Below are 14,057 nucleotides of genomic sequence, written 5' to 3' on the forward strand. Positions count from 1 at the left end.
TTTCTCCAACGCCACCCGGGCTCTTTAAGAGCCGCAGGAGTTTTTCATGTCCCGGTTGACCGCAGCCGTCTGCATCGCCCTTTGCCTTTCCCTGGCCATCCCGGCCCAGGCCCGCGTGAACCTTCCCGACTTTTCCGAGCTGGTGGACCAGGCCGGTCCGGCGGTGGTCAACTTGAGCACCACCCGCACGGTAAAAAGCCAGGACCAGATGCGCGAGTTCTTCAAGAACCATCCCCGCAGCGGCCCGTTCGAGGAATTCTTCGAGCAGTTCGAGCGTCAGTTCAAGGATGATTCTCCTTCTCGCCGCCAGCGTTCCATGGGGTCTGGCTTCATCATTTCCAAGGACGGCTACATAGTCACCAACAACCATGTTGTTGAAGAGGCCGACGAGATCAAAGTACAACTGCGCGGCCAGGAAAAGCCCGTAAGCGCGAAAGTAGTGGGGCGCGATCCGGAGCTGGACCTGGCTGTGGTCAAGATCGACAATGGCGGCGACCTGCCTTTCCTTGAGTTCGGCGATTCGGATGCCGTGAAGGTCGGCTCCTGGGTGATGGCCATCGGCAATCCCTTCGGACTCCAGAACACCGTCACCGCCGGTATCGTAAGCGCCAAGGGACGTGTGATCGGGGCGGGCCCCTTTGACAACTTCATCCAGACCGACGCCTCCATCAATCCCGGCAACTCCGGCGGCCCGCTTCTGAATCTGGACGGTAAGGTCGTGGGCATAAACACGGCCATCATCGCCTCGGGTCAGGGCATCGGGTTCGCCATCCCCTCCAGCATGGCCAGGACTGTCATTGCGGACCTGCGCGAACAGAAGGAAGTGAAACGCGGCTGGCTGGGCGTTTCCATACAGGACGTGGATGAGAACACGGCCAAGGCCCTGGGGCTGGCCGAGCCCAGTGGAGCGCTCATCACCACTGTCATGGAGGGCGATCCCGCGGCCAAGGCGGGAGTGCTGGTGGGTGATGTGGTCACCGAGGTTGGCGGCAAGCCGGTCAAGGATTCCAACGGCCTCTTGCGGGCCATTGCCTCCATCAAGCCCGGAGAGAAGGCCGAACTCACCGTATGGCGCAAGGGCAAGAGCGTGAAGCTCGCCGTCACCCTGGGCCAGCGCGACGGAACAAAACTGGCCAAATCGCAGCCCGGCGGCAAGGAAGAGACTCCCGCTCGCAACGACCTTGGGCTCAGCCTGCGCCTTCTCAAACCCGAAGAAGCCAAGGCTTTGGGAATCAGCGGCGGCAAAGGACTGATGGTGACAGAGGTTGTCCCCGGGTCGCCGGCCGAGGAAGTCGAGCTCAAGCCAGGTGACGTCATCCTGGAGGTCAACCAGACAGCGGTGAGCAGCGTGGCTGAATTCAACAAGATTCTGGAGCAGGACGCCCGAAAGAAGGGCGTGGTCCTCCTTCTCATAAAGCGCGGGCAGCAGAACCTGTTCCGCACGGTGCCTTTGCCAGAGAAGAAATGAGCGAGTCCCTGAGGATAGGCTGCAAGGTCAACCTGTACCTGGACATCACCGGGGTCAGGGAGAACGGCTACCACGAGTTGGAGACGCTCTTCTACCCGGTGCCCGAGCCGCACGACACGTTGGAGCTTGAGCTTTCGCAAGAATCTGACGGATTGTTTTTGACCTGCTCGGACACGGCGTTGCAAGGCCCCTCCAACCTGGTTGCCAAGGCCTACGAGGCTTATGCGGCCAGGACGGGCTTCAGGCCAGGGCTCACGGCACGCCTGGAAAAAGGGATCCCCTCTGGAGCGGGTTTGGGCGGAGGAAGCGCGGACGCTGCCGCCCTGCTCGGCTGGTTGAACGCCCAGGCTCAGGAACTGGCGCTTTCCCCGGGCGAGCTTGGTTCCCTGGCGGCGGGACTCGGCGCCGACGTGCCTTTCTTTCTCTCGAACAGTCCGGCTTGGGCCACCGGAATCGGAGACGTCCTGCAAGCGGCCGCCAGCTCTCTTTCAGGGCTCGCCATGCTGATCTGCGTGCCTTCCGTAAGGGTGAACACCGCGTGGGCCTACAAGGCTTGGGACCAGGCCCGGGAACATGGCTCAGCTCTAAGCACGAGCCAACCCTTGACAAGGCTTTCACCTGCGAGTATGCGACCTTTTTGCGTTTCCGGGACGCTCATAGCAAACTGCTTTGAAAGGGTGGTTTTCCAGGCTTATCCCGCAGTGCGCCTCCTTAAGGAGCGCCTGCTCGGCCTGGGCGCCGCCTCGGCCTGCATGAGCGGTTCGGGATCGGCGGTGTTCGGAATTTTCCGGGACGCCGCCAGGGCGGATGCGGCCGCTTCGGCACTTGACGAGCCGGAGGTTGCGGTCTTTTCCGCCCTTTTGTAACGGCATCGCTGTTGGGGAGTCGCCAAGCGGTAAGGCACGGGGTTTTGGTCCCCGCATTCGAGGGTTCAAGTCCTTCCTCCCCAGCCATTTTTTTCATAGGGACACATATGGCAACCCACGGGGATTTGAAGATCATCACCGGCAACGCCAACCCCGAGTTGGCCAGGGCCATCTGCGACCATCTGGGATGCACTCTCCTGCCCTCCATGGTCAGCCAGTTCTCGGACGGCGAGATCAGGGTCGAGATCGGCGCCAACGTCCGGGGTTCGGATGTGTTCGTGGTTCAGCCCACGTGCAAGCCGGTCAATTTCAATCTCATGGAGCTCTGCCTCATCCTGGACGCCTTGAAACGCGCCAGCGCCTCCCGGGTCACTGCGGTGGTCCCTTACTACGGGTACTCCCGCCAGGACAGGAAGGTGGTCCCCCGCGCCCCGATCAGCGCCAAGCTCGTGGCCGACTTTCTCCAGGTGGCGGGCATGCACCGGCTCTTGACCGTGGACCTTCACGCCGGCCAGATTCAGGGGTTTTTCAACGTCCCGGTGGACAATCTCTTTTCATCAGGACTTCTGGCCGAGTATGTGGGCGAGTACGTTTCCGGTGACCTTACCGTGGTTTCTCCGGACGCCGGCGGCGTGGAACGCGCCAGGAGCTTCGCCAAGCGGCTGGGCTGCGGCTTGGCCATCGTGGACAAGCGGCGCGACGCCCCCAACCAGGCCAAGGCCATGCACGTCATCGGCAACGTGGAAGGCAAGACCTGCATCCTGGTGGACGACATGATCGACACCGCCGGAACCATGGTCCAGGGCGCCCATGTTCTTTTGGAGAACGGCGCCAAGGACGTGATGGCCTGCGTCACCCACCCGGTGCTTTCCGGCCCGGCCATCGAGCGCTTGTGCGGTTCGCCCTTCTCCCAGGTGGTGGTCACGAATACCATTCCCTTGACTCCCGAGGCTCTGGCCTGCGGCAAGATCAAGGTCCTCTCCGTGGCTGGTCTTCTGGCCAAGGCCATCCACAACATACACACCGAGTCCTCGGTGAGCGTCCTTTTCAACAAGACAAGCTAGCATCGCCGTCCGGCGGAACAAGGAGATATCCCATGAAGGAACAAATGAGCCTCACCGTGCAGACTCGTGCCGAAAAAGGCAAAGGCCACAACCGCCGCCTGCGCGTAGAAAAGATGGTCCCCGGTATTTACTACGACGACAAGGGCCTCAATATCCCCGTGGTCGTTGCTGATCTGCCTTTCCGCAAGGTGTACCAGAAAGTCGGCTCGTCGCGTGTGTTCGATCTCATCATAGAGAAGGACGGCAAGACCGAGACCCATCCCAGCCTTATCTGGGAAGTCCAGGCCCATCCCTGGAAAAACCAGGTTAGCCATGTGGATTTCTACGGCATCGACCCCAAGAAGCCCATTCACGTTCATGTGGCCCTGGTGGTCACCGGAAAGGCCAAGGGCGTCACCGTGGGCGGCAAGCTTGAAATCTACCGCGAGTCCATTGAGGTCGTCTGCCTGCCCGCCGCCATCCCCGACAGGATCGTCATCGACGTGACCGAGCTCGGCCTCAACCAGCACATCAGCGCCAAGGACCTGGTCATGCCCGAAGGGGTCAAGGCCGTGTTCGAACAGAACTTCGCACTGGTTGGCGTCATCAACCCGGCTGACGAGGCCGAGGAAGAAGGCGAGGCCGCTGCCGCGGCGAAATAACTCCGCCCAAAACGATTCGCCCCATGGCCGGGGCCGCCAGGAGGCGGCCCCGGCCATGACTTTTAAGGCGCGCCATGCCCCCGCATACCCTCATAGCCGGCCTGGGCAATCCCGGCCCCAAGTACGAGAAGACCCGCCACAACTTCGGGTTCATGGCGGTCGACGCGCTTCTTGATGCCGGGTCCATGCGCCAGCTCTCCATGGGCAAGGACGCGGACTTGTACAACCTGCGCCTGCCGGGCATCGACGGGGAAGTGCTGGTCATAAAGCCCATGACCTTCATGAACCTGTCGGGACGGGCCATTGCCCATGCACTGAACTACTACAAGCTTTCCGTTGAAGACCTTGTGGTGGTCCATGACGAGTTGGACCTTCCGCTCGGGCGCATGCGCATGAAAAAGGGAGGAGGATTGGCCGGCCACAACGGGCTCAAGTCCATCGTGGCAGAAACAGGCTCCCAGGATTTCGTGCGGCTGAGGCTTGGAATTGGCCGCCCTCAAGGAAGAATTGATGTTTCTTCCTGGGTTCTCAATGCGTTCCTGCCTGGTGAACGCGTGATAGCTGAAAAAGTCCTTCCAGCCGCCGTGGCCGCGCTTCGGCTCTACCTGAATCAAGGATTATCGGACGCCATGCGCGAGGCTGGACAGTTCAGCGCGGAGCCTTCCCCGGAGGAGTCGGGCTAGACTCTTTATGCCACTTGAGGTAATGATTAAACCGTGCTGTTTTGCGTCCCCGCCAGCGCGCGGCCCATCACCCGCCGGGCCGACGGTTCAAGACCGTTCCCGCCGGACAGGGCATATCCACCGCGTTCCCCCTGGCCGCTGTCACATTAAGGAGTATCGCCCAAGTGTTTTCTTTGGACGAGTTGGTCGTTTATCCAGCCCAGGGTGTGGGCAAGGTCGAGCGCATCGAATCCCAGACCGTAGGCGGACAGGCGGTGGATTTCTATATCGTTCGCATCCTGACCAACAATGTGACGCTCATGGTTCCAGTCAAGAACGCTCCCAACGTTGGTCTGCGCCATGTTTGCCCGGCCAGTGAAGCCCAGGCGATCATGGAATCGCTCAAGGACCGTTCCACCTTTACCGGCTACACCGGACAGAACTGGAACCGCCGCTACCGCGAATATTCCGAAAAGCTCAAAAGCGGCAATCTGGCTGACGTGGCCTATGTGCTCAAGGAACTGCTTCTCATCGGCGGGGGAAAAGAACTTTCCTTTGGTGAACGCCGCCTGCTGGAACAGGCAACCGGGCTTTTGACCCTGGAAGTCGCCCACGCCCTGGACGTTCCGCAGGATGAAGTCAAAGGCGATATTAACACGCTGTTCGAGGACGTCATAAAACCCAAGACGCCTGAATAACGGGTCCTCGCAACCATTTTAGCAGTCTCGCCCAAGCCGCTCTTGACACCTCTTCAAAATGATATATGGAGCCCTTGGGCAAGCCGTTAATACAATCACACCGCACGTCGCAACAAGCTTCCTGCAAAGCGTTGAAGATAGAATGCCTTCGAAACGACTTTGCGGCATGCCATGCAAGCCAAGATTGTTGCGTTGAATCTGCGACGGTCCAGGGTTGACCCCCATTAGGCGGCACGCAATTACGCTCGTTTCGGTTGTCGCAGGCACGAGCAACCCCCTCAACAAGGTGAATCCTCTCGCATTAAAGCGAGTTGCTATGTCCGAGACTGTACCAATACGCCGCTGCGTCGACATTACTGACGCACCATCTTCCCCCGCCGGGCCGGCTGCCTAGGCGGACAACCTCCAGCCTTTGTCAACATCCTCACGGAGTCCTCGATGAATCTCTCCGACTTAAAGCTCAAAAGCATGCCCGAACTCATGGAATTGGCCGTCCAATTCAACGTTGAGAACCCAAGCGGCATGCGCAAGCAGGAGCTCATTTTCGGCATCCTGCAGAACTGCGCCTCTCAAAACGGCTCCATCTTCGGCGAGGGTGTGCTGGAAATCCTGCCCGACGGCTTCGGCTTTCTGCGCTCCCCCATGTACAGCTACATGCCTGGCCCCGACGACATCTATGTTTCCCCCTCCCAGATCAGGCGCTTCGGCCTGCGCAAAGGCGACGTGATCTCGGGTCAAATCAGGCCCCCCAAAGAGGGAGAGCGCTATTTCGCCCTGCTTCGCGTCTCCGAGATCGGATTCCAGCCTCCCGAGGCATCAAAAAACATCGTTCTTTTCGACAACCTCACCCCGCTCTACCCGGACCGCCGCCTAGTCATGGAGAACGGGGACAAGAACTATTCTTCGCGCGTTATCGATCTGCTGGCCCCCATCGGTCACGGGCAACGCGGCCTCATCGTGGCCCCGCCCCGCACCGGCAAAACCATGCTGCTCCAGACCATCGCCAACTCCATCAACGCCAACAACCCCGACGTCTACCTGATCGTGCTGCTCATCGACGAGCGACCCGAGGAAGTCACGGACATGGAGCGCACGGTCAAGGCCGAGGTGGTCAGCTCCACCTTTGACGAACCGCCGCAGCGCCACGTGCAGGTGGCCGAGATGGTCATGGAAAAGGCCAAACGCCTGGTGGAGCGCAAACGCGACGTGGTGGTTCTTCTGGACTCCATCACCCGCCTGGGCCGGGCCTACAACGCCGTGACCCCGTCATCGGGACGCGTGCTCTCAGGCGGCCTGGACGCCAACGCCCTGCAACGGCCCAAACGCTTCTTCGGCGCCGCCCGCAACATCGAGGAAGGCGGTTCTCTGACCATAATGGCCACCGCTCTCATCGACACCGGCTCGCGCATGGACGAGGTGATCTTCGAAGAGTTCAAGGGCACCGGCAACATGGAACTCTACCTGGACCGCCACCTCTCCGAAAAACGCATCTACCCCGCCATCGACATCAACCGTTCCGGAACCCGCAAGGAAGAGCTGCTCCTGCCCGAGGAACAGTTGAACCGCGTCTGGATACTGCGCAAGTTCCTGGCTCCCATGAGCCCCATCGACTCCATGGAGTTCCTCCTGGACAAGATGCGCGGCACCAAGAGCAACAAGGAATTTTTGGACATGATGAACCGCTAGGCGGTCCCTTTTTTCGAGCAACCAAAGAGGCGCCGATCCGGCGCCTCTTTTTATTTTCCAAGCGTACTGAAGCCAACCGTGGTCGGCCATAAGAATCACTCAAGGCTATCGGTTCTCGAAGCGCAAATCCTGACTCGATGACTCCAGCGAATGATCGCGCAACACATTGCCAGGGACGGTTGTAACCTTTTTGGCCTGCATGACGGCTAACCCTCTGGAGCCGCCCTGATTCTCCGGTTGCCAACGCACCCAAAGGATTTATAAACACACTCATGCAGCGACGCTCACATCGTCTGGAAAGCCTGTTCCCGCGCGCCCTGGCCCTGGTGATGGCCCTGGTGATGGTTCTTCCCGCTCCGCTGGCCGTGACACCGGCCAGGGCCAGCATGTTCAACTTCGGCATCAAGGAAGAAAAGGAACTGGGCGACAAGTTCAATGTGCTGATCCGCTCCAAGCTCCCCATGATCGAGGACTCGGAAGTGGTGGAGTACGTGCGCGACATCGTGGAACGCCTTGGCAAGCAGATGCCCCCCCAGCCGTTCAGGTTCTCGGTGGCGGTGGTCAAGGACAATGCCATAAACGCCTTTGCCGCCCCGGCCGGATACGTGTTCGTGTTCACCGGGCTCATCCTCAACATGAACCACGAATCCGAAGTGGCCGGGGTGCTGGGGCACGAACTGGCCCACGTGACCCAGCGCCACATAGCCAAGCGCGTCGAGCAGGGCAGCATGCTGAACATTGCAGCCATCTTGGGGGCTTTGGCGGGATTCGCCCTGGGCGCGGCAACTGGACAGCGGGACGCTGCGGCCGCCGTGATGGTCGGTTCACAGGCCGCGGCGACTCAGACCATGCTCAACTATTCCCGCGACGACGAACGCGAGGCGGATGAGGTGGGCATGAACTACCTTACTGCGGCCGGATACCCGCCGAGAGGCCTGCCTCAGGCCTTCGACGTCATGCAGCGCATGAAGATTTTCAAGGGCTACGGTTCCATTCCGGCCTACCTGTCCACCCACCCGGACATCAACGAACGCATCGGCTACCTGACAGAGCGTGTCAGCCGCATGCCCAAGGACATTGCCTCCCGCCCGGACCGGGACGACCGCTTCCTCAGGGTCCAGACCATCATCCGGGCCCGCTACGGCGACCCGGCCGCGGTCATCGCCTACTATGGCAAAAAGGGTACGGCCATGACGCCTCTGGACCGTCTGGGGCTGGCCATGGCCCTGGGGCGCACCAACGACAACGCCAAGGCCAGGCAGGCTTTCGAGGACGCCCTGAAGGAAAACGGCAGGGACGCGCTGTGGCTGCGCGAGGCTGGGCGCTTCTTTTTGAAGGTGCGTGATTTCGACCGGGCCGGCACAGTGCTGAAGGCGGCCGTGGAAGCCAACCCCAAAGACATGGTGGCCAACGCCGAATACGCCCTGATCCTGGCGCAGGAACGCCGCTTCAACGAATCCTTGAATCTTATGCGAAGGGTTTCCAGCTTCGCTCCCGAATCTTCTGAAGTGCGCCAGCAGTTGGGGCGCATCTACGGTGAAGCGGGCGACATGTTCCATGCCTATCTCAATCTGGCCTATGCGGCGGTGTACGCCAACGATCCACGCCAGAGCAAACACCAGATGGAAAAGGCCAAGAACTATTCCAAGACCGAGGAAGAGCGAAAAGAGTACGCCAAGCTGGAAAAGGTTTATAAGGAAAGAAGCGAGCACTGGCCCAAGGGGCCGATGTTTCAATAGGGACGTTCGGACTCTGTCATAGACATCGGGGCATGTACCGCCGGGGCCGTCTCACGCTGCCGGAAGACTGAACACGAAGTCGCTCCCCCGCCCCACCCTGCTTTTCACCGTTATATTTCCGCCGTGGGCCTTGAGCACGGCCCGCACCAAAGACAAGCCAAGCCCTAACCCCCTGTGGGAGCGGCTCTTGTCGCCGCGATAGAGGCGTTCGAAAATACGCGGGATGTCCTCCTCCGGTATTCCTTCGCCCTCGTCGCGCACCATGACGCGCACCTTCCCTTCCTCCAGCCATCCCTGCACATACACCTGCCCGCCCGGCTTGGAGTATTTGAGCGCGTTGTCCAGAAGATTGGCCAGCACCTGGCGCACCCTTCCGGCATCTGCCATGGCGTAAAGGCCCGGGAACGAGTCCGAAACCAGTATGATCCCCTTTTCCTGGGCCAGATATTCGTAGATTTCCACGCTCTCCTCGATGAGGCCGGCCATGTCCACCCGTTCGATGGCCAGGTGCATGGTGCCCGTCTCGGCCTCGGAGATGTCCATGAGCGTGGTCAGGGTGGTGCGGATACGCTCGTTCTCCTCGGCGATGTCCATGAGCGCTTCGCGCAGGCCCCGCTCCGACAGATTCGACTGCAACGCCGTCTCCACCACGGCCTTGGCCCTGGTCAGGGGCGTGCGCAGATCGTGGGCCACGTTGTCCAAGGCGTCGCGCATGCCCTGGATGAGCGTGGAGATGCGCTCCAGCATGGAGTTGAAGAGGCTGGCCAACTCGTCCAGCTCGTCTCCGGAGCCCCGGGTCGGCACTCTGGCCTCCATGCTGCCCCGGCCGATGGAGGTCACAGTGCCTATGAGGTCCCGGATGGGAGCCAGGGAGCGGTTGGCCAGGACAGCTCCCACCACCACGCCAATAAATATCACCGTGAAGGTTATTCCCGCAAAGATCCGCTTGAATTCGGCGAGAAGCTCCTCGCGCTGCTTGGCGTCGCCCCCCACGATAATGACCCCGCTGCCCAGCTTTCGGGACGAAAAATCGTAGACTCCGCCCCCGGCCCCGGGCTGCTCCCACAAATGCCAGCTGGTGCCTTCCCAGGCCCGCGCATCCAATTGTTCCTTGGGCACGGCATCCCACCCGGAAGGGGCGATGGTAAGAAGCTCCCGCTTGGAAGAATCCAGTATGCGCACGAAATAGTCGGGCTCCTGGTACTCCTCGGTATCGCGCCGGATGAACTCTATGAGCGCACCGAGGCCCTTTGTCCGCTCTATATAGCTATACTCGTTTAGTTTTTCCGTTAGAAGCTTCTGGTCCTGGGTACGCACCACATTGGCCAGCAGCACATAGGCGATGGTGAAAAGAAAAAGTGAACTGACGATGTAGAGAAAGGCGTAACTGGCGGTGAGACGAAAGGTGGTACTGCGTCTAATCCTGCCGAGGAGGCTTGAGGACATAGCCGACCCCCCTCAGGGTGGAGAGAATCTTGGGTTCGAAATCCCGGTCTATCTTGTTGCGCAGGCGGCAAACCAGCACGTCCACCACGTTGGTCTGGGGGTCGAAATGGTAATTCCAGACATGCTCCATGATCATGGTTTTGGAAAGCACCTTGCCCGGGTTTCGCATGAAGAATTCCAGCAGGGCGAATTCCCTGGGCTGGAGGTTTATGGGCGTCTCGTCCCGGTAAACCTCGCGGGTGAGCAGATTCATGGAGAGCCCGCCGACGGAAATGTGTGTTGTTTCGGCGGAACTGGTGGACCTGCGGATAAGGGCCTGAAGCCTGGCCAAAAGCTCGGCAAACGAAAACGGCTTGGCCAGGTAGTCGTCCCCGCCGGTTTGCAGGCCTTTGACCCGGTCGTCCACGGAGTGCTTGGCCGAGAGAATGATCACCGGGGTGTTGACGGAGTTCTTGCGCATCTCCTCAATGAGCTTAAGCCCATCAAGGCCGGGCAGCATCACATCGACCACCGCCGCTGAATAGGACTCGTTCAAGGCCATGTGCAGCCCGTCCTGGCCGTCGTCGCACTGGTCCACAGCGAAGCCGTTTTGCTTGAGGCCCTGGGCAATGAATGCCGAAATTTTCGGGTCGTCCTCGACCAGGAGTATTCGCATGCTTTGCAGGAGATAGTCCCGAGGGTGGATGCTGTCAACGCGGTAACGGGCCGAAACCCTTTCAATTCTGTAACCTGAAGGAAAGGAACCTGTAATGCAGAGACACGTAGCAGAGGTGCAGCGCGAAATGGCCGCGAACGTCACTGTGAACGGCTGTTTGGCAGTGTTTTAAAGACGATTCCAACATGGTCGACAACCCAAGGAGAATTGAGATGAAAAAGGCTGTTATTCTCGCCATTGTTTCCTGCTTCCTGATGAGCTCCGTTGCCTTCGCCTTCCCCACCAAGGACACCTCCGACAAGGGCTCCTACACCGAGCAGATGGCCAAAAAGAAGAAGAAGTCCAAGAAGCCCGCGACCACCCAGTCCTAAGCTATCGCTTCTTACAGCATTCTCGAGGGCCCCATGGGGCCCTCTTTCATTTTTCGAGAACCAAACAAAGACGCGTTGCAGCCTTTTCCGCTCTCTTTCAGGCGCCGTAACGATCACGGAGTATACGTGCCGCTTGGGCAATGCTTGTTATCTTGGCCGCAGCAACATTCTCCACGTTCACGCATCTGTTGGCGAAACAGCCGAAGCCGCAATCCGTGTTCAAAAATACCTGGGACGGTTTGTAGAACCGCAGTGCGGACTCAGCCCGAGACACGATCTCTTGCGGGGTTTCCACTTCCGTGGTGCGCGGATTGACCACTCCCAGGCCCAGCTCGCGCGGGGTGTCCGTTCCCGGAACCAGTCCGGACAAAGCCCGCCCCACCACTTCGATCTCACCTGCCCTGGGTGTGGCATACTCCAAAACGAACTGCCGCACCCGCATGTGAGCCAAGGCGGGCAGCAGGGGCCGATAGTCTCCGGTAAGAAGAACCTCTTCCTTGGTGCTCCAGTTACCCCGGCAGACGTGCAGGCCGATGCGGGGGCCGTCAATACCATCGATCACCTTGTTGATCAGTTCCGCCGCGTAGGCCAGTTCTTCACCCACATCCCGGCGGGTGGCGAGCGTCGCTCACATGAAGGTTCGTCGGCCGCACTCCCCGCTTAAAACCACCTCGGTGAGCACAGGCTCATCGAACTGCACGAATTCGCAGCCCGCCAAGGCCAGGTCGCTCAACTCTTCGCGTAACAGCCGGACCACGGCGTCACCCATCTCACGCTGGCTGGCGTAGGCCTTCTTGGTATAGGCGCTCACCCACATGGACCGGGTGAGCAGGTACGGCCCGGGCAGAGTGATCTTCACGGGCTTGTCCGTGATGGACTTGACGAAATGAAAGTCCTCCAGGGCCAGGGGCTCTCTGCGCTCGAGCCTGCCCGTGCAGGTTGGGTTGCGGATGGCCGAAGCGGGGACATCCAAGGTGGTGAGCATTTCCTCAAACCCGGACTTGTCCTCCATTTCATCGAGCATCTCGGCCAGGGACATGAGCCTGGTGCCATCCACCTTGTCCGTGATGAAGGAATAAAAGTTGTCGCGGCGATGCTCTCCGTCCACCACAACGTCCAACCCGGCCTCTTCCTGAATGCGCACCGTGCGGCGGACCTCTTCGTCAGCGATGCGGCCGAACTCGGCGCGGCCCATCCGCCCGGTGCGCCGGTCCCGCAACGCGCGCAGCATCTCCTTGGAACGGGGCCAGCTGCCGACCTGGGTGGTGGTGAATGCGGTCATGCTATGGCGAAGGAGGTTTTTAATTCCACGGCTTTGGCCAAGGTGGCGGCGAGTGGAGAACGGGCGACCGTTCGCTCCCAGGCGGTTCTGGCTTTTTTCTCATCGTCCAGCGTGGAGGCGAAGCAGCGGACCTCAATGGCGCTGAAGGAGGGATCGCCCTCTTCCATGCCCAGATGAGCCAGGATGTTGTTCAGGCGTCCTTTCACGGTGATCTCGATGTCATCCATCTCCAGGGAGTCCCGCGAACACTCGGTGGCATAGCCCGTGGCCAATGCGGCTCCCAGAGCGCCCAACAACCCTTCCACCGCGCAGGGGTTTCGGTCGCGCTCCTCGAAACTGGCCGGTTGCCCCAGCTTCCAGGAGAAATTTCGGCAGTAGACAGTGCTGGTCTGGTTTTCCCCGGCCCGGACCCGAAGCCGCCATTCGTATTGCCTGGCCCGGGCCTTGTCCTCTTCCAGGGCGCGGCGCTCGGACTCTTCCGAAGCCTCTGGCGAGGCATTGTCGCCACGGCGCAGGAAGTAGCGAACGCCCGTGTCCCCGGGAAGGCTCCCCAGGAAATCGTGCCCGGAAAGCCTGCACCAGGGAGGAAGATCGTCGGCCACGGTGGGTTCGCGGCTTATCATTTCCAGCACCTCTCCGGGAGGCACTTTCAGCATGTGTTCCCTGATGAGAAGGGCCAGCCCGGAGCCGCAGTCCAGATCGCCTCCGTCAAAGATGCGGCTTGGAGCGAGGAGGGCTAATTCATTACTCGCAGATGTGGACATGAGGCATGGCCTTCTTCACATGGGGACAGTCGAGTCATTGGCCCGCCGAGTCCGGCGAGAGACACATGAGCCAAACATACCGGACTAGTAGGCAACGCAGGGCGAACCCGAGCACAGCCACTCCACCAGCACGGCTCCGCCAGCGGGCGTGGCCCCATCGATGAGGTCCGCCTCGGAAAGCCCGCGCTTCTTGAGGCATGGGGTGCACACGAACACCTTTCCTCCAGCGTTCACGAACTTTCCGATGAGTTCCTTGAGGGGTGCGAACGGCGCGCCTTCATCGATCTTCTCCGCCTCGCCCTTCACGGCGCAGTACACGCCGTCGGTGGAGAGAAATACCATGGTGTCCTTATCGCTTCCCAGTGCGGCATTGGCCACAACGAAGCCCAGCGTGGCCTTGTCGCCGTCCGTGCGGCAATGGGTGATGGTGACGCAGAACTTCTCAGCCATGTTCCCTCTCCTTCTGTTCGGGTTTTAGTTCAATCAGGTAGAACGGGTGCGCGCGATCAAGAAGCGTGTTGCGGGTCATGCGGCACCATGCGGGAAACTCCACGGGAGCGGCGGGATCCTTGGAAATGAGCATGAGCCTTGTCCCCGGGGCCAAAGGCTTCACATAGGAATGCAGGTTGATGATGACCCGGCCGCAGGACTCATCCCCGCTGTCGAATTCATCGTCGAAAACCCAATGTTCAGGGTAGGATTCGGTCATAGGCCC

General features: G+C 60.3%; 14 protein-coding genes, 1 tRNA gene and 1 pseudogene. 10 read left to right on the forward strand and 6 right to left on the reverse strand.

The genetic code is table 11. From position 1 onward, the window contains the following. Positions 1 to 46 precede the first annotated feature (46 nt). The 9 genes from HY795_04515 to HY795_04555 all read left to right on the forward strand — a co-directional run bounded on the left by HY795_04515 (position 47) and on the right by HY795_04555 (position 8,824). Complete coding sequence (locus HY795_04515; GenBank protein MBI4804480.1) at positions 47 to 1,468, forward strand: DegQ family serine endoprotease; 1,422 nt, start codon at positions 47 to 49, stop codon at positions 1,466 to 1,468. Then, a complete protein-coding gene (locus HY795_04520; protein ID MBI4804481.1) occupies positions 1,465 to 2,334 on the forward strand; it encodes a 4-(cytidine 5'-diphospho)-2-C-methyl-D-erythritol kinase in 870 nt (289 codons plus the stop codon). The genes HY795_04515 and HY795_04520 overlap by 4 nt, the downstream gene beginning before the upstream one ends. Positions 2,335 to 2,346: 12 nt before the next feature. Continuing rightward, positions 2,347 to 2,421 (forward strand) — tRNA-Gln (locus HY795_04525). Between the two features lie 20 nt (positions 2,422 to 2,441). Then, a complete protein-coding gene (locus HY795_04530; protein ID MBI4804482.1) occupies positions 2,442 to 3,398 on the forward strand; it encodes a ribose-phosphate pyrophosphokinase in 957 nt (318 codons plus the stop codon). A gap of 32 nt (positions 3,399 to 3,430) precedes the next feature. Next, positions 3,431 to 4,039, forward strand: coding sequence for a 50S ribosomal protein L25/general stress protein Ctc (locus HY795_04535; protein ID MBI4804483.1), 609 nt, complete (start codon positions 3,431 to 3,433; stop codon positions 4,037 to 4,039). A 74-nt stretch (positions 4,040 to 4,113) separates the two neighbouring features. Continuing rightward, complete coding sequence (locus tag HY795_04540) at positions 4,114 to 4,722, forward strand: aminoacyl-tRNA hydrolase (GenBank protein MBI4804484.1); 609 nt, start codon at positions 4,114 to 4,116, stop codon at positions 4,720 to 4,722. Positions 4,723 to 4,886: 164 nt separating this feature from the next. Next, positions 4,887 to 5,399: a CarD family transcriptional regulator gene (locus HY795_04545; GenBank protein ID MBI4804485.1), complete on the forward strand. Its 513-nt coding sequence runs from the start codon at positions 4,887 to 4,889 to the stop codon at positions 5,397 to 5,399. A gap of 438 nt (positions 5,400 to 5,837) precedes the next feature. Continuing rightward, entirely contained in the window at positions 5,838 to 7,085 is a 1,248-nt protein-coding gene (rho, locus tag HY795_04550; GenBank protein MBI4804486.1) for a transcription termination factor Rho, read from the forward strand. Between the two features lie 272 nt (positions 7,086 to 7,357). Further along, positions 7,358 to 8,824, forward strand: coding sequence for a M48 family metalloprotease (locus HY795_04555; GenBank protein ID MBI4804487.1), 1,467 nt, complete (start codon positions 7,358 to 7,360; stop codon positions 8,822 to 8,824). Between the two features lie 51 nt (positions 8,825 to 8,875). Here the strand turns inward: HY795_04555 and HY795_04560 are convergent, their stop codons facing one another. Then, on the reverse strand, positions 8,876 to 10,270 hold the full coding sequence (locus tag HY795_04560) for a HAMP domain-containing protein (GenBank protein MBI4804488.1): 1,395 nt from the start codon (positions 10,268 to 10,270) through the stop codon (positions 8,876 to 8,878). Continuing rightward, positions 10,242 to 10,925, reverse strand: a complete 684-nt coding sequence (locus HY795_04565) for a response regulator transcription factor (GenBank protein MBI4804489.1) — start codon at positions 10,923 to 10,925, stop codon at positions 10,242 to 10,244. The genes HY795_04560 and HY795_04565 overlap by 29 nt, the downstream gene beginning before the upstream one ends. Positions 10,926 to 11,137: 212 nt before the next feature. Here HY795_04565 and HY795_04570 point away from each other — a divergent pair, with 212 nt between their 5' ends. Further along, entirely contained in the window at positions 11,138 to 11,296 is a 159-nt protein-coding gene (locus tag HY795_04570; GenBank protein ID MBI4804490.1) for a hypothetical protein, read from the forward strand. A 97-nt stretch (positions 11,297 to 11,393) separates the two neighbouring features. Here the strand turns inward: HY795_04570 and HY795_04575 are convergent. The 4 genes and pseudogenes from HY795_04575 to HY795_04590 all read right to left on the reverse strand — a co-directional run bounded on the left by HY795_04575 (position 11,394) and on the right by HY795_04590 (position 14,051). After that, a pseudogene (locus tag HY795_04575) lies at positions 11,394 to 12,578 on the reverse strand (cobalamin-independent methionine synthase II family protein). Beyond that, positions 12,575 to 13,342 carry an OsmC family protein gene (locus tag HY795_04580; protein MBI4804491.1) on the reverse strand — a complete coding sequence of 256 codons (768 nt, stop codon included), beginning with the start codon at positions 13,340 to 13,342 and terminating at the stop codon, positions 12,575 to 12,577. The pseudogene HY795_04575 and the gene HY795_04580 overlap by 4 nt, the downstream one beginning before the upstream one ends. An 84-nt stretch (positions 13,343 to 13,426) precedes the next feature. Further along, positions 13,427 to 13,792, reverse strand: a complete 366-nt coding sequence (locus tag HY795_04585; GenBank protein MBI4804492.1) for a DsrE family protein — start codon at positions 13,790 to 13,792, stop codon at positions 13,427 to 13,429. After that, positions 13,785 to 14,051, reverse strand: coding sequence for a sulfurtransferase TusA family protein (locus tag HY795_04590; GenBank protein MBI4804493.1), 267 nt, complete (start codon positions 14,049 to 14,051; stop codon positions 13,785 to 13,787). The genes HY795_04585 and HY795_04590 overlap by 8 nt, the downstream gene beginning before the upstream one ends. Positions 14,052 to 14,057 lie beyond the last annotated feature (6 nt).

The organism is Desulfovibrio sp., from assembly GCA_016208105.1.
GTDB lineage: Bacteria > Desulfobacterota > Desulfovibrionia > Desulfovibrionales > Desulfovibrionaceae > Fundidesulfovibrio.